Raw genomic sequence first — 16,603 nt, 5'->3', positions numbered from 1 at the left:
TTTGCCGCCTACGCCGCCCGGCAAGGTAGGCTGTCGCTTCGTCTCGGGCGCATAGCTCAGCGGTAGAGCGCTGCTCTTACAAAGCAGATGTCGCTGGTTCGAACCCAGCTGTGCCCACCAGCCAAAACGCCCCCGCCGCAAGTCGCGGCGGGGGCGTTGACGGTAGCGATTGACGGCAGTTGTCTATTCGCGCCGTCGCCGTTGTAGCAATCGGTCCATGTGACCCATGGCCTCCCGCCGACTGTCATCCGATACATGCGTGTAGATGTTCATCGTGACGGCGATCTGCGAGTGGCCCAGGATCTCCATGACCACCCGCGGTGCTACCCCTGCCGCGAAGAGCAGCGTGGCGCACCCGTGCCGGGTGTCGTGCAGCCGGATGCGCGGTAGGCCCGCTCCGTCCGCCAGCCTCTCGAAGGAGCGGCTGATGTTCCGGGGCTCGATCGGGCGCCCCGTCCGGGTGGTGAACACGTAGTCGCTGCTCTCCCAGCGAGGGCCTGCCGCTGCTCGCAGCGCGGCCTGTCGCAGCCGTTGCCACCGAAGCGGGGCGATGCACATCAGCGGGACCGGAATGGTCCGGGTGCGCCTGTTCTTGGTGGAGTCCGCGTACAACTCCCTCTGCACGCGCTGGAGCTGCGAGCGCACTGTGAGGGTGCGACGGTTCAGGTCGATGTCGTCCCAGCGCAAGCCCAGAACCTCACCACGCCGCAGCCCCAGCGCTACGGCCAGAACGAATGCCGCATAAAGCGGGTCCGATCTCGCCGCTTCCAGGAACGTTGCTGTTTCCTCCAACGTCCAGGGCTTCATCTCCCGCGGCGTCACACGCGGTGCGGGGACCAAATGAGCCACGTTGCGGTTGATCAGCTCCTCCCGGCAGGCGGCGGATAGAGCGCTACGCAGGACCCTATGTGACTCTTTCGCCGTCGACGCTGAGGCTCGGGAGGTTACAGCGGTGAGCATGCGGCGCACGTCCGGAACGCCCAGGGTTTCCAGCCGCTTTGTACCTAGATGAGGGATCAGGTAGAGGCGGACGTGAGTCTCATACTTGGCGTAGGTCGTCTTCTTCCGTTCCGGTCGAACAAACTCCTCCAACCAGTACGGCAACCATTCCGACAACTTCGCCGACCGTGTCGGCGTGGGAATGCCCTGCCGATCTCGCCGAACCAGTTCCTGCCGCTTGGTGTCGCACTCCTCCCATGTAGCGCCGTACACCGTCTTGCGCTTACGTGTGCCGTCGGGCTGCGGGACGTACACGCGACCTTCGTAGCGTCCGTCCGAACGGCGCCAGATGCTGCCGGCGCCGTTCGGGTTCCTCTTCCGTGCAGCCATCAGGCGGCGGTCTCCTCGATCTGGGCGTTCATGAAGCGCTGGACGGCGTCGGCCGGCACCCGTCGTGCACGGCCAACGGTGAAACTGGGGAGCTGGCGGGAGCGGATGAGTTCGTAGACCGTCCACCTGCTGAGCCGCAGGGCGGTCATGACCTCGGGGACGGTGAGGGCTTGGTGGGTAGTAGGGAGGGCGGCATTCACAGGTGTTCTCCTTGCGAGCCGTAGGGCCGGGCTCAGCCCCTTCTGGGAAGTCCGCTACAGCCGCTACGCCGCTACATCGCAGGTCAGCGGCGGGTTTTCTGTAGCGGGTGGTTGGGGTGTAGCGGCTACGTCCGCTTCACGACCGGGTGGGGCGGTGGTGGGCGTAGCCGCTACATGTGGTGCGTCCGCTACACGAACACCGTCTGTGAGCTGGTCTGTAGCGGCGTAGCGGGTGTAGCGGCCTGCTCGGAGGGGGGCGGGCAGTAGCGCTCCCAGGCGTCTGCCAGGTCCTCGGCGTAGAAACCCTTGAGGATGCCGCCGGTGGTGCGGATGTTGCGGGAGACGATCGGGGTGTTGGTGGCGGTCTGGTAGTCGCGGAGCATGCGGGACAGGCGCCGGTTGTCCAGCGGTTTGCCGTCGAGGTCGGCCCAGGGGGCGTCGTCCAGGGCGGTGAGGCGGTCGAGGATGGCGATCGTGGGCAGGCGGTCGACGCCGACCATGACGTGGTCGCGCAGGTCGGTGAGCAGGCGGATACCGAGGCTGCCCTTGTCGTCCTGCTGCGCGGCGCGCACGAACTGGAGGCAGGCGGCGCGGGCGCGCTCGGGCCACTGTCCGCCCGCGACGTCGGCGATGGCCAGCAGCGGCTCCCAGACGTCGGCGGGGCGGTCGGTGACGCCGTCGGGCATGGCGGGGAAGGCGCCGGTGATCTGGTCGCGGACCTGGTCGGCCCATGCTGCGATCCGGTCCCGCAGCAGATGGCCCTCGGGCTCGTTGGTGCCAATCCGGTACTGCTCGACGTGCTCGTTGCGGGCTCGGCGGCGCATGCGGATGATGACTGACCGGGTCAGAATCGTGTCCGGCAGGGAGCCGAGTCCAGCGACGGCCACGGCGCAGAAGCTCGGGAAGGCCTGCACGGTCTGGTTGGCTCCGTCGCCGACGCACCGGTACATCACCCGGCCCTTGCGGTGGCCGGCGTTGATGAATCCGCGCAGCTGCTCGTTGTCCCCGGCCTTGGGTCCGAAGACGGTGTCGATCTCGTCGAAGAGGATGGTGGGGCGCTGGCCGTCGACGCCGGAGACGGAGCGGAAGAGGGCGGCGGCGCTGGCGTCGACGGCTGCCATCGGCCGGGGCACAAGGGTTTCGGTGATCTCCAGGGCCCGCGTCTTGCCCGACCCGGGCTCCGGGGAGAGGAAGGCCAGGCGCGGGGTGGAGTCGAAGCAGTCGAGCAGGTGGGCGTGGATGACCCAGAGGACCACGGCGACGTAGGCGCCATCGGTGGGGAAGACGCTGAAGCGCCGGATGTGGGCCTCCACCTCCTCCAGCAGGGCGGTGGCGTCGATGTGCTCGGTCATGCTGCGGTCCTCGTCTCGGGACGGGCGTGGTGGGGGCAGGTGGTGCGGTGTTCGTCGTGCTCGGTGACGAGAGCGGCGACGTCGCGGTGGCCGACGGCGCTGCGGTTGCGGCCGCAGTCGCAGGTGGAGGTGGCGGTGGGGATGGCGCCGCGGCCGGGTGCGGCGACGTGGAGCATCGCGGTGATGCGCTGCTCGCCGCGGGCGCGCTGCGGGTCAGGGCGAAGAGCTGAAGGGACGGCCTTGCGGCCGGCGTCTTTCGACTCGCCCACCGACTGCTCGGGCCGGGCACCGAGGGCGGCGAGCGCGTGGACGGCGCGTGCGGTGGGGCTTTTCAAGGGGGGAGTGGGGGCCGGTGCGGCGGTGGTCTGCCGGGGCCGGGCGTGTGCGATGGACCAGTCCAGGGCGGAGCGCACCGTGGTGCGGCACTCGGACGCGGGCAGGCCGGCCGCCTCTCCCGCTCCCTGAAAAGCCTCCTCCACCTCCTCGCGGGTCAGGTCGCCCCAGGCCACGAAGCGGCCCATGGCGCGGGCGGAGGCCAGCAGGGTGGCGTTGCGCCCGCCCTCGGTCGTTCCGGCCACGGTGGTGAGCTCGGCCTGAAGGGCCGTGTAGGCGTAGCGGCGGCGCCGGTCCGGCACCACCAGCGGCACGCCCACCGTCGGCCGGGGAGGTGGCACCAGGGTGTCCCGGAGCCACCCTGGCAGTGGTGCTACCGGGGCGTCGTCCACGACGGTGTAGGGGGTGCTTCCCACGACACTGCCGGCGGCGACGACGTACCCGCCGTGGCCGCGGGTGTCGACCAGCGGCGCCAGGGTGCCCGCGGTGTTGCCCAGTCGGGCACCGGGCGGGGCGGTGAAGTACAGGTGGGTCCCGCCGCTGGCAGTCCGCACGGTGTAGGTGGGGGGCGCCTGCTGGTCGGCGCGCTCGCAGAGCGCCAGGAGGTTCGCCGCGCCGTCAGGCGCGTCGCTCTTGCCCTTGGGCTTGTCCAGGTCGACCACGACCAGCCGGGAGGGCCCGGTGGCGATGCCGACGTTGAACGCTCCGGCCGACCAGGCGCGCTCGATGCGGTCGGGGTCGGTGGTGGCGCGGGCCTCCCACTTCACATGCCCGCCCGCGCACTCGCCCGTTCCGGGGCAGTGGGTGGTGTGGTGGAGGGCGGGGCGCTTCTCGCCGGGGCGGAGGGGGAAGACGTGCCAGCCGCGGTCAGCGGCGGCCAGCGCTGCTCGCAGCAGATCGGCGCTCATGCGGCCACCTCCAGCGTGCGGGTGCTGGCGAGGAAGGCCGTGCCGATGTGCTGGGTGTAGGCGGGCGGAATGGCCTCGGTCAGTTCCTCGCGGACGTTGGTCCAGGTGATGCCCATGGCGGCCTGCATCTCGGGGACGGTGGCTTTGCCGCCACCGGAGCCGTAGGCGGCCACGTAGGGCCCCTCTCGGTAGACGCCGTGGCGGTAGCCGCGCACCGGCCCGCGGTGACGCGGGTGCGGCGGCTGCACCGTCGACCAACGCCCGAGTTCGAAGACGCGGTGGCGCAGCACTCCCAGGCCGAAGGACTCCCCGCACAGGGTCAGGCCGCACAGGGTCAGGTCACGGCGGATGGGCGCCTTCCCCGTCGGTTGCTCGATGACGTAGGGCAGGTCAGTGGCTTCCAACAGGTCGCGGAGTGCGGGGATGAGCTGGACGTGGGTGCGGCCCCAGCCGCGGGAGGCGTTGGTGCCCACCGTCAGCGCGCATCCGGCCTGGCACGGAGGCGAGCCGTGCACGAACGCGAAGCGGTTGATCTCGCCGGTGGTGATGAGGTCGGCGAGGAAGGTCAGCGCGTCGGCGCGGTGGAAGGTGAAGGGGTAGTTGGGGCGGTGGACGATGTCGATGCCGACGACGTCGAACCCGGCGCGGTGGTAGCCCGTGGCGGCGCCGCCGGCGCAGCAGAACAGGTCCAGCAGCAGCGGCCTGTGCGCCGCTGCTCGCCGGACGGGGACGGGTTGAGTCATGCTGGGGTGACCTCCTGGTCAGGTATGGGCAGAGAGGCCGGGGCGACCGCAGATCTTTGGCGAGACGGGCGGTCGCCCCGGGCGTGCTCAGCGGTGGTTGATGGTGCCGTTGGCTCGGCCGAAGAGGCCGGTGGCGGTGATGTTCTGGGTGATGTGGGGTCGCTCGGCGGCGCGCTGGGCGGCGGCGAGACGTGCCCGGACGCGGGAGAGGAGGAGGGCGGCGGCTCCGCCGCCGGTGGCGAGGAGGGCGACGAGGGACCACAGGGCGTGGCTGGCGGCGTCCAGGCCGGGGGCGGCGACGGAGAGTCCGACGGCGGAGACGGCGACGCCGCCGCCGAGGGTGGGGGCGAGCAGGGCGGTGGACTTCACCCAGGCCGGTATCGGCTGCGCCACCGGGACCGCCGCGGCGGCCGGGGCCGGTGGCGGCGCGGGTGGGCCGGGGGCAGGCTCGGGTTGGACGACCGTGGGTGCCGCGCTCGGGGTGGTGTAGGCCAGGGCCCGGCGGCCGTCGGGCAGGAAAACTTCTTGGACGCCGTCGGGGATGTCCTCGGCCCGGAGCGGGGGCAGGTCGGTGTGCGACACGGCGGGGCCCCTTTCAGGTGAGGTTGCCGAGGGCGGAGACGATCGCGTTGCACAGGCTCCTGATGGGCCCGGCGGCGCCGGTGCTGGCGACGAAGAACCCGAAGAGGAACGTCGCCGTCGCGGCGCCGAGGGAGACGTAGCGGGCCCGTATGAGGGCGAAGACGATCAGGCCGAAGAGGACGGCGGCTGAGAGGCTGAGGACCACGGAAGACGCTCCTTGGGGAAGGCGGCGGCCCCGCCCGGGGCGGTTGTCGGGGCGGGGCCGGCTTGTCGTGTGACTTGTCGTGTCGGGGTGTCGCTTGTCTTGTCGCCTGCTTGTCTTGTCGCTTGTCGCCTCCCAGGTCAGACCCCGGTTTCCGCCCCCTGGACGGCTCGGGGGCCCTCCCCTTCAGAGGAGAGCGACAGGCGACAAGTGGGGGCGGTCAGTGGCCGTCGGGGGCGTGCTGGCGGTGGACGTAGCGGGTCTTGGTTCCGGTGCCGAGTCGGACGGCTTCACCGGTCTGGACCCACGCCTTGAGCCAGCCGACGACGGTCTGGCGGGTGGTGCCGAAGTCGTCGGCCAGCTCGCGGGCGATGGCCGAAGCGCCGGTGCCCTGCGGCCCGGCGGCCAGGAGCAGCATGAGGGCGGCCTGGCGGGCGTCGGGCTGCTCGGGCTCGGCCTTCTCCCGGCCGGTGGTCCACATCGACGGGTCGGACCAATCGGTGTCGTCCTGCTGCCCGTCGCGCTGGTCGGGGTCGGCGGAGGGGAGGTTGAACAGTTCCTCCAGCTCGTCGGCTTCGGGGGTGGCGACGTCCTTGCGGCGCGGGGCGTCCCAGGAGGCCGTCGCCTTCCACTCCCGCCGTCCCGTTCCGTCCCCGGTGCCGGGCGCGGCCGAGGCGCTGCTGGACGTGGCCGAGGCGGTGGCGGGGGTGGTGGCCCAGAGGTGGCCGCAGCGCTGCAGAGTCCAGCGGTCGGTGTAGTCGGGGCCGGCCGCGGTCAGGGACGGCTCGTCCAGGACGGGGCGGCGGTGGGCGGTGGCGGCGCAGACCTCCTCGATGCCGGTGGGCCTGATGCGCCACTGGCGGGCCTTGTCGGGCTGCTTGCCCTCGGTGCCGATCAGCATCGAGCCGGGCCCGTCGAAGCTGTTCTCGGCAGACAGGGCCCGCCAGCCGAACATGTGGCCCAGCTCGGAGTCCTCGGTGGCGCCGGAGCAGACCCGGTTGGAGGCCATCTTGCGCACCATCGGGTCCGGCAGGACGTCCTGGGTGACGCGCAGGATGGAGACCACGGCGCGAATGGCCATGGCGCGGGCGATGCGGATGACTTCCGAGACGCCCTCGCGCACTGCCTTGGCTTCGCGGGTGGCGGCGGCTTCGGCACCCTCGTCCATGACGATGACGACTTCGGGGATGCTCGGGCTGACGGGCAGCTTGTCGTCGTCCTGGTCGCGCATGTGGTCCTGGTAGGTGACCTTGCGCTGCTTGGCGATGCGCACCGCGGCCTGCAGCATCTTCTTCGCCTCGGCCGGGGTGCTGGCCACCCAGTCCACTCCCGGGTTGGGGATGTCCACTCCCGCCCACCGTGAGCCTTCGGTGCCCAGTTGGGCTTCGCGCCAGGCGTGGAGCCAGGGCAGGGCTAGGGAGCCGCCGTTGAGGTCGATGACCCACACCAGGGTGTCGTTGGTCTGGTTCAGGCGGGCGATGAGGGTGTGCAGCCAGTTGGTCTTCCCCGACCCCGTGGGCCCGGCCACGATCGTGGAGGCTTGGCGCAGGTCCAGTTCGGCCCGGCCGCCGTCGGCCAGCAGCGCCAGGGGCAGGGGGTTGTTGACGGTGGTGGTCTCGCGGACCTCCTCGACGGGGAAGGAGGTCTCGGTGCCGGCCAGGGACTTGGTGGTCACCTTGATCAGGACCAGGCGGCGGGACATGCCGTCATGGACGGACAGGCCGCAGCCAGTGGGCAGGTCCAGGTCGGAGGCCAGGGCGTCGGCGCGGTCGGCGAGGGCTTTGCGGGTGGTGCCGCCCTCGGGCAGCTTGACCTCGACGGTGTAGCCCATGCCGGAGGGCCAGTGCTCGACGCCGACGACCTCGGTGTTCTCCACCCGGCAGACCCGGGCGATGCGGTCGATCCACTCAGCGGCCAGGGCCCGGCGGGTGCCGAGCATCAGCAGGGTGGAGCGGCGGGCCTGCTCGCTCTCCTCGTGCGCGGCGAACCCGACGGCCATGGTGCCGGCCGCGATGCCGCCGATGGCCAGAGTGCCCAGGGCGGGCAGGGCGGTGGGGCCGCCACCGGCCAGTGCCAGGGAGGACCAGGTGCCGGCGGCCAGCCAGCACGCGGAGCGGAAGCCCAGCGTGGCCTTCGTCAGGCGCTTGCGCAGTCCGGCGGCGGCCGTGCCTGCGGCACCGACGGCTCCGGCGGCCAGGGTCCATCCGGGTGCCATGCCGGTGGTGGAGGCCAGGGCGGTGGTCACCAGCGTCCCGGCGGTGGCGTTCAGGGTGCCGGAGACGATGCCGTGCCCGGCGCCCCAGTCGATGCGGGTGGTGCGCGAAGTCGTGCTGCTCACAGGTGTCCTTCCCCGGAACGGGCCAGGACCGCCCCGACGGGGCGGCCCTGGCGGCGAGTGGTGGGTGTGGTGGTTAGCCGACGTTCCAGCGGCGTTCGCCGTCCAGGCCCTTGCGGGGGTTCTCGTTGCGCTCGATGTCCTCGGCGTGGCAGCGGCGGTAGACGGTGCCGACCTCGTCGAGGACGTTGACGACGTTGTTCATGGCCCGGTAGCCCTCGCCGATCTCCTCGACCACGCGCGGGTCGACGGGGAGCTTCTCGTCGGAGAGTTCGGCCAGGACCCGAAGCGTCTCCTGCACGGTGGCCATGGCCTCGGGAAGGTCGTCCACCAGGGTCTGGAACTCGCTCATGTGCTCGGGGTCGAAGGTGGAGGCGGCCTGCAGCATCACCTCGGCCGCCTCGGACAGGCGGGTGAAGCCGGTAGCGCTGGTGTTCTCGGACATGGACGCTCCCTCTCGCGTCGGGTCTCCCAACGGCTGCTTCGTGGCGTCTCGGTCGGGCTGGACCGGGGCCTTGGGCTTCTCAGTGGGGCGGTGGGGGTCGGACACCGTCTCGGCCGGCACCGGCACCTGGCCGGCCGCCGCGTCTGCGCCGCCGCGGATCGCGTCATCGCGCAGGGCCTTGATGCGCCGGGCGCGGTTGGCCAGTCGCAGCCACACCGCCTTGGTGTGGCGGGCGACCACCCCGCGCTTGCGCCAGTTCTGCAGCACCAGTCCGGAGACCAGCCCCACACCGCCCGCCAGGGCGGCGCTGCCCGCCATGCGCAGGCCGTGCCGTGCCGCCGAGCGGCGCAACGCCTTCTTCTGCGCCACCGACCCACCAGCCCCCGCCCGGGCAGGCCCGCGCCGCCGACCGGCCGCCTTCTCGACCGTCCCGGGCTCGGTGGTGCCGGTGTCGCGGTAGGCGCGAGCAACCCCCTTGGCCACCCGGCGAGCGGTGCGCTGCTCGGCCCGCGCGGCACGGGCCGGAGCTCCGGCCTGCCACCGTGACCGGCCCGCGGCTGCGCCGGCAGCCGCTATCCGCCCGGCGCGAGAGCCCAGCCCTGCAGCGCGAGCGGCCCGGGTCGGGGAGTGCTTGGCCAGGCTCACCAACCCCGACCCACCGCGGTCGGCGGCCGGTGAGGTGCGCGAACGGGCAGCGTGCGGGGCAGCCGACCGGCCGCTGTTCCGGCCCGCCGAAGTCGCTGGCGAGGCGCCGCGGCGGGATGTCCCCGCGGCCCCGGCCGCCGTCGAGCGAGGTTCGGCCGAAGCCGAGCGTGCGGTGGTACGGCGGCCCGCCGCACGGGCCATCGGCCCCGAACCGCCCGACAGGCCACCGGCGGAGCGCTGACGCCCACCTCCCTGCCTCGGCAACCGAGACCCGCCACCGCCGCCAGCGCCACCGGCGGTCCGGTGGCGGCCGGCGCCGCGGCGGGCCGCAGCCATGGTGGAGCGGGGAGTGCGGCGACGCACCCAGGTGCCCAGCGCGACCGCACCGGCGGCAGCGCCGGTCGCGGCCAGCCCAACCGGGCCACCAGCAGCCAGCGCACCCACCGCCACAGCACCCAGCGCGTTCGCGCCGGCCACCACCAGAGGACGCCCCGGCAAAGCCGACTGCACCGGCTGAGCCGCATCCGAGGCAGGTGACGGGGGCGGAGGTGGGGGTGTGGGGACTTCCGTCACGGTCGCGACCGTGGTTTCCGACATGATGGACGTGCTCCCCTCGGGAGAAGTGGCGCCCCGGCCGGGCCGTAGGAAGCGGGCCGGGGCGCTGCGAATCGAGCGGCTCAGCGGTTCAGGTCGTGGCGGGGGTGGGCGGCGGCAACCTCACGCCAGTACGCCGACTCACCCGCATCCACCCCGCGCTCCTGCACCTGGAAGGTGCAACCGTCGGCTGAGCAGCGGTGCACGGTGGTGGCCAGGCGCTCGGCGAAGAACCTGATGGACGTGCCGATCGCCGAGGTGGTGAGGACGGCGTAGACCACCAGCAGCGGGCCCGGCACGTGGTAGGCGGCCAGACGCACCGCGGCGGTCACGCCGGTCAGCACGCTCACGGCCACCGCGAGCGGGAAGAGGAAGCGACGCTTCTTCACCGGGCCCCCAGGGCGTTGGGCTCCAGGGAGAAGAACAGGACCACGACGTGCTGGCCGTACTTGGCCTGCACCTGGTCCATGAGGTGCTTCAGGCACTGGGCCCGCGTCCCGTCCCGCGACACGTCCAGGGTGCCGGTGTGGGTGGCCGTCACCTCCTTCGCGATCTGCACGGTCAGGACGTAGTGGTACTGCGTCCACCCCGCCGGAAGCGGGGCGGCGGGCGTCTCGGTCTGGCTGTTCACGGACGGTCCCTTCGGTCAGGCGGCGAGGGCGGTGGCATCGGCGCAGGGCACGCAGCAGCCCAGCGAGGTGGGGATGGTGTAACCGCGGTCCAGCCCGCAGGTGGGGCAGGTGCGGCGGGCCCGCAGCGCGGCAGCCAGGGCCGCCCACTTCGCCGGGGTCATCGGCCGGACCGGGGCGGCGCGGTCGATGCGGTAGAGATGGGCGGTGCGCACGCCGGTGGTGGAGCGGCGTGAGCGCCACATGAGCTGCGCGACCACCGGTTGGCCGCCCGGGCGCAGGCCTGCCGCGCGCAGTTGGCGGCGGGTGGCCAGGCCGTCGGGGGCGAGTCGGTAGGGGTAGGTGGGGGTGCCGTACCGCGCGCCGGTGGGGTCGTAGAAGCGCGGTCCGGCCATCAGGCGGCGCTACCCGCGCTGGCCCCGGCGGGGGTGCGCGCGGCAGTGGCGCGCGGCTGCGCGGCGAGCTGCGCGGCGCGCGCGGCACGGAAGTCACGCAGCCAGTTGCGCGCGTTTCCCCCGTCCACGCCGAACCGCTCCGCCAGCTCGGACGCGGTCGGCTCGGTCTTGCCGCCGCTGTGGTGGAGGGTGCTCAGGTAGTGGCGCCAGCCGGCCTGCTTGGCCGGGGAGCGCCACAGCGGCTCCTCGCCCGCAGCGGCCCCCTCGGGGGCCTGGGCGGCGTGCTCGGCCAGGTCCCCGCAGAGGCGGTCCCGCAACGCCTGCGCCTCCCCGATCCGGGCCGTGACCTCCTCCAATGCCTGCTGGGCCTGGGCGGCGCGGGACTGGGCCAGGTCGGCTTGAGCGCTGAGCTCCCGCAGCCGGTCCTCCTGCTCGCCAGCCGCGCGCCGCAGCTCTGACAGGGCCTGCTGAGCCTCTTCGCGGAGGTTGTCGGCGTCGGTGCGGGCGGTCGCCAGGATGGCGTCCGCGCGCTGCCGCGCAGCCTCCACCTCGTTCCGCGCGGCTTCCGCGCGCTGCCGCGCGGCCTGCACCTCCTCGGCCGTGCCCTGCTGCTCGGCAAGGGCCGCGGCGTGCTGCTCCGCCAGCCGCGCCAACTCCTCCCGCGCGGCAGCCAGGTCCTCTTCCGCGCGCTGCCGCGCGTCGGCGGCTTCCTGCCGCGCGGCCTCCGCCTCTTGCCGCGCGGCTTCCGCGCGCCGCCGCGCGTCCTCGGCCTTCGCCTCGTGCTCCCCGGCCTCGATCCGGCCGGCGGCCGGGGTGATGGCCAGGTCCTCGATCAGCGCCAGGACCGCGGGGGCGTCGGCGTAGTCGAGCTGCGCGACCTCATCCGCGCGGATGAGGGCGGCCAGGCGCCGGGCCACGGCAAGGGCCTGGCCGGGGTCGGTGGCCACGTCCGCGCGGTCCAGCATCCGCTGCGCCCGAGTACGCAGGCGGTCGATGCGGTGCTGGGCCCGCCGGGCGCGGCGGGAGCCGTCGGTGGGGCGGGGGGTGATCAGGGCCAGGCGCAGGCGGTAGATGCGGTGGGCGGCGCGCTGGGCCATGGCCGCCCGCGCGATGACGTCCCCGCGGCTGCGGGCGTCCAGGCCGAGGGCGGCGAACAGGGCGGCCCAGGCGTGCTGCCACAGCAGCGACAGCAGCCGCGCCGGACCCGGCCGCACCCCCTCCTGCTCGTCCTGGGCGGTGGTGTGGCTGCCGAGCTTCTGCCGGAGCTGAAGTTCGATTAGCCACGCGGCCAGGGCCGGCACGGCGGCCAGGACGGGGCGGGCCCACCAGGTGGGCGCGTGGACGGCGTTCATCGCCGCGGAGAAGGCGACCAGCGTCCACGCGGTGCGGTGCATCAGCCGAAGCTGCGACGTCCAACCCCGCTCGGGGTCTGCGGTGCGGTAGAGCATGACCAGCAGCACCAACTCGGCCGCGTCGAACACCGAGATGAACGCGACCCGCAGTTCCGGCGGGAGGCCGGCGGTCTGCTGGGCGAAGCCGTACAGGCCGTGGACGCTGACGGCCACGCCGCCCAGGGCGACGATGGCCTGGGGACCGATGCCCGAGAGCCAGCCGGAGTGCCGCACCCGGACCACCGTGAGCCAGGCGAACGCGACGGCCAGCAGAACGCCGGCACCCAGCAGCACCGGCACCAGCCATGACGGACCAGAAGCCAGCAGGGGGGCGAGGGAGGGGAGGTTCACGACGCTCCCCCTTCCGCGCCGGCCGCGGCCATGGTCAGGGGCGTGATGCGCCACCGGAGGTCCCGGGCCGGAACGTCGCTCGCGGGGCTGAAGGTGAGGCTCGGCACGCCCGTCGCGACGGCGGCGGCCTGCTCGGCCGCGGCGTTGGTTGGGTGGACGCTGTGGAGGTCGCCGTAGTGCTGCAGGACGAACACCTTCCGCGGGGCGCGCAGGTGCACGGCGAGCTGCTCGGCCGCCTCCTCCATCTGCTCGCGCAGGTGGGTGGCCTCCTCGCGGGCCGTCTGCGCGGCGCGCTCGGCGGCCTGCTTCTCCTCGGCCAGGACCAGAGCGGAGCGGACGTGGCCGGCGTAGGAGCGGTCCGCCTGCTGCTGCACTGCCACCGCCCGGGCGTGTGCCTGGTCGCGGTCGGCGAGGGTCTGCTGCCAGCGGGAGCGGGTGACGATGCGGATCACCGGGTCACCTCCTGCACGGCCAGGGAGGCCGTCAGCACCGCCGGGCTGGACGGGGCGTCGATCTCCTCGCAGTACTCCGACCAACGCCACTCGGCGCCGTCCGGTCCGGGGGCCGGGGCGAAGCCGAGCGCGGCCAGGACGGTCAGCCGCTCGGCGAGCGTGGGTACCGCCGGGTGGGAGGACCAGGTGTGACTGGGCCATGTCCCGGCGGTCATCGAGGTGACGTAAAGGCGCCAGCCTCCGATGCCGTTGTCGTACACGTTGGCGGTGTAGGTGCGGGGTTCCATCACGCCACCCCCAGGCCGGAGGTGCGGTTGGCGACGGTGCGGCGGGCGGTCAGGACGCGGTGGCGGGCCCGGCGCAGGCGGCGGGTGTCGACCTCGGTGGGCGTGCGGTCCAGGACCGCGATCTGCGCGTCGAGGAGGTCGCGCTCGGCGAGGATGAGCGGCATTTCGGCGTCGATCGCGGCCAGGTCGGCCGCCGACGGCTCGTCGGCGGACACGGCGGCCAGCAGGCGCGTACCGTTGGACTTCATGGGTTGAGTTCCCTTCGCAGTGAACGGCCCACACGCGGCCCCGGGGTGCCACCCGGGGCCGCGGCCGTTCGCGGACGTGTTGGTTAGTACGGGTGCGGCCCGCGGGGCCGCTGCGGGAGCGGGTCTTTGCTCTTGCCGTGCTGCTCGTCGGCGCGCGTCACGCGAATCACCTCGGTGATCAGACGGGCCGGACACTCCGGCTCCCCTCAACCCCGCCCGTACGAGACCGGGCGGGGCAGGCAACCGGCCGCCGCAGTTGCGGCGGAGTTGGGTGGTGCGGTGTCTCCTTGGTGGGTCCGCGCCCGTGTCAGGTAGCGCGGGAGAGCCACGTTGTAGGCGTACGGAGACGTGATCTTTCGATCTCAAGCCCTCCGGTTAATGACCAGGCGCCGGGCCGCCTCGGCCCGCTCTGTCCCGGGCCCCTTGCAGTGCACGCGCCTGGTGACACCTTTCGGTGTCATCTGGTGCGCACCAGTAGAATGGCAACTGGTGCGCACCAGAGTCAAGGGTTTCGCTGGATCGAGCGACTTAGGCCCTCGGTGGCGCAGATCCAGAACACCGCGCCGGACTGGGGGCTCGGTAGCCAACAGGCCTTAACAACGCGCGCGTTAAGGCCTGTTGACCTGCCGCTTTATCCGGCATGCTGGAGTGAAGTAACCCGACTGGGCGCAGGGGGCAGGATGGCTTCGGGCCTACGCAAGGCGCGCAACGCGCGTGAGTGGTCGCAGGAGCGACTGGTGCGCGAGATCGAGGGGTACGCGCGCAGGCGCCTGACGGACGTGGCGACAACAGCGAGCCTCCGCGTCTACGTCTCCGAGTGGGAGAACGGCAAACGGTCCATCTCTGACCGTTACGCGGTGATCCTCCGGCAAATCCTCGGTGTTACGGACGACGAGCTGCGCGGGGCTCCGGCGGTGGTCTCGCCGGTGGCCACGGATGGGTACGACGCGTTGTTGTCCCGGATCGACTCCGCGCGCAGCGTCAGCGGCTCCATGGTGCAGACCTTCATGGACCAGACCGAACTTCTGCGGACGATGGACCGCCAGATGGGTGCAGCGAGCCTTGTCGATCAGATGGCTGGCCACCTGGCAAGGCTGGAAGAAGCTCTGACCTTCGCAGTGCTGCCTGACGCGCGGCGACCGGTGGCAACGGCCCTGGCAGGGGCGGCCTCACTCGCAGCCTGGCAAGCGCTGGACTCAGGGGCCGTCGAGCGTGCGTGGCGGCACTACGAGCTGGCGAAACGAGCAGCCCAGGAAGCCGACGCCCCCATGTACCTCGCCCACGCCATGGGGGAGCAGGCGTACGTGCTCCGGGATGCCGGCCGTCCGGAGATGGCGGTTGACCTCGTGCGCGACGCTCAGAAGGTCGGCGGTCAACGGCTCTCACCACGGCTTCGGGCATGGTTGTACGCGGCCGAAGCGGAACTGTGCGCTGGGGCCGACAGGCCAGACGACTGCAACCGAGCGCTGGAGCGCGCCGCCCAGTGCATGCCCGGCGGGGAAGATGCCCGTGACCCGGACATGCTGTCCATCTTCCTCAACGAGGGCCACATGGTCCGCTGGCGTGGGAACGCTTTGGCGCTGCTCGGCGACGAGGCCGCGGTGTCCGACCTGTACACGGCACTGGACGTGATGGACCCGACCTTCGTCCGCGCCCGGTCAGGGCTGCGCTGCGACCTTGCACAGGCCCACCTGGCGCGAGGTGAGTACGCGCAGGCGGAAGAACATCTGCGCCAGGCTCGGCTTCTGGCGGGCCGCACCGGGTCGGTGCGGCACCGCCGACGCGTAGACCTGCTCACCGGGCGGCTGTAGGGCCCCCCAAACCACGGTGGGCCATGATGTGGAGCAGACCGACGAGGGTGCCGGACCCGAGCAGCTGGTTCCGGGCCATGAGCGCGGGCACGTCGGAGAGAGGTACCCAGGCCACATGCCCGGCCTCCTCGGCGTCAGTCGGGTCGCCGACGTGCTGGGCGCCACGACCGACGAAGACCTCGTGCGGGGAGTCGACCATTCCGACCATCGGCTGGAAGGTCACCAGGTGCGAGAGGCTGTCCGGTCGCCACCCCGTTTCCTCCTCGACCTCCCGGGCGGCGGTCTGCTCCGCGCTCTCCCCCGGGTCCACGATGCCGCCAGGGAGCTCCCACCCCCATTGGTCCGCGACGAAGCGGTATCGCCAGAGCATGAGCACGCGGTCCTGTTCGTCCAGGACGGCGGAGATGGCGACATGCTGAAGCTTCACGACGTGGTGTTCGAACCGGTCGACTCCGGGGGGCTCAACGTCCCAGAGTTCGAGGTCCACCCACCGGTTGGTGTAGACGTTGCGCTTCCCGTGGATGGTCCATGCCGGAAGGTCGGCCGGCGGTGTGACGCTGGACTCTCCTGGGACCCGGTACGAGCTACGGCCCCGCACCTCCAGGGCGCCTTCGGCGACCAAGCGCGCCAACACCTGTCGCAGGGCCGTCCGGCCGATGCTCAGTTCCTCGACCAACGTGCGTTCGGACGGCACCTTGTCACCCGGCGCCAGCCTGCCCGTGGCAAGCCACTCGCGGAGCGTCTCGTAGACCTTCGTCGTCTTCGGTCCCATCCGGGCAGCACTCTCCGTTCGTGCGGTGGTGCTTACCAGCGTATCCAGGGGTGAAGCCATTGCCGAGAGGCCTTCCTGATGGTGGGGTGGAGTGGTCTGTGGCGGCTACGGCATGACGGCAGCGTTTGACGGCAACAGTGGCGTACGACGGCAACCTTCCACAGTCCCCAGGGCGAGCAGGAGCGAGCCGCGCCAACCCTCAGCGCAGATGTGCAGGTCAGCGGGGAGAACTTACAAAGCAGATGTCGCTGGTTCGAACCCAGCTGTGCCCACCAGCGCACGACACGGCGAAGGCCCAGGTAGACCGGTTGAAGCCGGGGAACCTGGGCCTTGTTCGTGCAGGCGCGTTGCGAGCGGCGTGCCAGCCCCTCAGAGCACACGGGAGCTGAGGATCTCGGGCCACCCGAGCCCGTTCGACAGTGACCGGCGCCGAGGACGACGACTCCAGATCACTATCGTTCGTCAGCGACAGTGCTACAGCGAACCTGAACCCGAAGTACTGAGATGGCCGCTCGCGCAACGCCGTGTGCAGCCCTGGCCGTAGCAGCGGCCAAGCGGGCATCGGAAACTGCGATAGCCACGGCCACTCGATCGGACCC

The 16,603-nt window shown here is 72.1% G+C and carries 17 protein-coding genes, 1 tRNA gene and 1 pseudogene; 2 read left to right on the top strand and 17 right to left on the bottom strand.

The window, feature by feature from the left end; all coding sequences use genetic code 11:
* Positions 1 to 45: 45 nt before the first annotated feature.
* Positions 46 to 120, top strand: a tRNA-Val gene (locus ACFV3R_RS15075).
* A gap of 63 nt (positions 121 to 183) precedes the next feature.
* On the opposite strand, the gene ACFV3R_RS15070 is transcribed toward ACFV3R_RS15075, so the two are convergent.
* The 16 genes and pseudogenes from ACFV3R_RS15070 to ACFV3R_RS14995 form a co-directional block, all read right to left on the bottom strand.
* On the bottom strand, positions 184 to 1,329 hold the full coding sequence (locus ACFV3R_RS15070; RefSeq protein ID WP_385581446.1) for a tyrosine-type recombinase/integrase: 1,146 nt from the start codon (positions 1,327 to 1,329) through the stop codon (positions 184 to 186).
* Positions 1,329 to 1,529 (bottom strand): helix-turn-helix domain-containing protein, encoded by a 201-nt coding sequence (locus ACFV3R_RS15065; RefSeq protein ID WP_385581443.1) that lies wholly within the window; start codon positions 1,527 to 1,529, stop codon positions 1,329 to 1,331. Before ACFV3R_RS15065 ends, ACFV3R_RS15070 begins: the two co-directional genes overlap by 1 nt.
* A 188-nt stretch (positions 1,530 to 1,717) precedes the next feature.
* Positions 1,718 to 2,881, bottom strand: a complete 1,164-nt coding sequence (locus ACFV3R_RS15060) for a DUF3631 domain-containing protein (protein ID WP_385581440.1) — start codon at positions 2,879 to 2,881, stop codon at positions 1,718 to 1,720.
* 362 nt (positions 2,882 to 3,243) lie between these two features.
* Positions 3,244 to 4,122 (bottom strand): annotated as a pseudogene (locus ACFV3R_RS15055) (bifunctional DNA primase/polymerase); the annotation flags it as partial.
* Entirely contained in the window at positions 4,119 to 4,865 is a 747-nt protein-coding gene (locus tag ACFV3R_RS15050) for a DNA methylase (RefSeq protein WP_385581437.1), read from the bottom strand. The pseudogene ACFV3R_RS15055 and the gene ACFV3R_RS15050, both read right to left, overlap by 4 nt.
* A gap of 87 nt (positions 4,866 to 4,952) precedes the next feature.
* On the bottom strand, positions 4,953 to 5,447 hold the full coding sequence (locus ACFV3R_RS15045; protein ID WP_385581434.1) for a hypothetical protein: 495 nt from the start codon (positions 5,445 to 5,447) through the stop codon (positions 4,953 to 4,955).
* 13 nt (positions 5,448 to 5,460) lie between these two features.
* Entirely contained in the window at positions 5,461 to 5,652 is a 192-nt protein-coding gene (locus tag ACFV3R_RS15040) for a hypothetical protein (protein WP_385581431.1), read from the bottom strand.
* 217 nt (positions 5,653 to 5,869) lie between these two features.
* Positions 5,870 to 7,987 carry a hypothetical protein gene (locus ACFV3R_RS15035; protein ID WP_385581428.1) on the bottom strand — a complete coding sequence of 706 codons (2,118 nt, stop codon included), beginning with the start codon at positions 7,985 to 7,987 and terminating at the stop codon, positions 5,870 to 5,872.
* Positions 7,988 to 8,060: 73 nt separating this feature from the next.
* Complete coding sequence (locus tag ACFV3R_RS15030) at positions 8,061 to 8,798, bottom strand: hypothetical protein (protein ID WP_385581425.1); 738 nt, start codon at positions 8,796 to 8,798, stop codon at positions 8,061 to 8,063.
* Positions 8,799 to 9,751: 953 nt separating this feature from the next.
* Complete coding sequence (locus ACFV3R_RS15025) at positions 9,752 to 10,057, bottom strand: hypothetical protein (RefSeq protein WP_385581423.1); 306 nt, start codon at positions 10,055 to 10,057, stop codon at positions 9,752 to 9,754.
* On the bottom strand, positions 10,054 to 10,299 hold the full coding sequence (locus ACFV3R_RS15020) for a hypothetical protein (RefSeq protein WP_385581420.1): 246 nt from the start codon (positions 10,297 to 10,299) through the stop codon (positions 10,054 to 10,056). The genes ACFV3R_RS15025 and ACFV3R_RS15020 overlap by 4 nt, the downstream gene beginning before the upstream one ends.
* A gap of 15 nt (positions 10,300 to 10,314) precedes the next feature.
* Positions 10,315 to 10,692 (bottom strand): RRQRL motif-containing zinc-binding protein, encoded by a 378-nt coding sequence (locus ACFV3R_RS15015; RefSeq protein ID WP_385581417.1) that lies wholly within the window; start codon positions 10,690 to 10,692, stop codon positions 10,315 to 10,317.
* Positions 10,692 to 12,434: a hypothetical protein gene (locus tag ACFV3R_RS15010; protein ID WP_385581413.1), complete on the bottom strand. Its 1,743-nt coding sequence runs from the start codon at positions 12,432 to 12,434 to the stop codon at positions 10,692 to 10,694. The genes ACFV3R_RS15015 and ACFV3R_RS15010 overlap by 1 nt, the downstream gene beginning before the upstream one ends.
* On the bottom strand, positions 12,431 to 12,886 hold the full coding sequence (locus ACFV3R_RS15005) for a hypothetical protein (RefSeq protein WP_385581410.1): 456 nt from the start codon (positions 12,884 to 12,886) through the stop codon (positions 12,431 to 12,433). Before ACFV3R_RS15005 ends, ACFV3R_RS15010 begins: the two co-directional genes overlap by 4 nt.
* Complete coding sequence (locus tag ACFV3R_RS15000) at positions 12,883 to 13,173, bottom strand: DUF6303 family protein (protein WP_385581407.1); 291 nt, start codon at positions 13,171 to 13,173, stop codon at positions 12,883 to 12,885. Before ACFV3R_RS15000 ends, ACFV3R_RS15005 begins: the two co-directional genes overlap by 4 nt.
* Positions 13,173 to 13,421, bottom strand: coding sequence for a DUF6284 family protein (locus tag ACFV3R_RS14995; protein WP_385581404.1), 249 nt, complete (start codon positions 13,419 to 13,421; stop codon positions 13,173 to 13,175). The genes ACFV3R_RS15000 and ACFV3R_RS14995 overlap by 1 nt, the downstream gene beginning before the upstream one ends.
* Positions 13,422 to 14,101: 680 nt before the next feature.
* Between ACFV3R_RS14995 and ACFV3R_RS14990 the strand changes: the two genes are divergently transcribed.
* A complete protein-coding gene (locus tag ACFV3R_RS14990) occupies positions 14,102 to 15,232 on the top strand; it encodes an XRE family transcriptional regulator (RefSeq protein ID WP_385581700.1) in 1,131 nt (376 codons plus the stop codon).
* On the opposite strand, the gene ACFV3R_RS14985 is transcribed toward ACFV3R_RS14990, so the two are convergent.
* Positions 15,216 to 16,004 carry an NUDIX domain-containing protein gene (locus tag ACFV3R_RS14985; protein WP_385581402.1) on the bottom strand — a complete coding sequence of 263 codons (789 nt, stop codon included), beginning with the start codon at positions 16,002 to 16,004 and terminating at the stop codon, positions 15,216 to 15,218. The genes ACFV3R_RS14990 and ACFV3R_RS14985 overlap by 17 nt on opposite strands.
* Positions 16,005 to 16,603 lie beyond the last annotated feature (599 nt).

The sequence above is a fragment of the Streptomyces sp. NPDC059740 genome, assembly GCF_042733155.1.
In the GTDB taxonomy this organism is placed as follows: domain Bacteria; phylum Actinomycetota; class Actinomycetes; order Streptomycetales; family Streptomycetaceae; genus Streptomyces.
The sequence above is the reverse complement of the archived record's forward strand: the minus strand, read 5'-3'. Positions and strand labels throughout refer to the sequence as shown.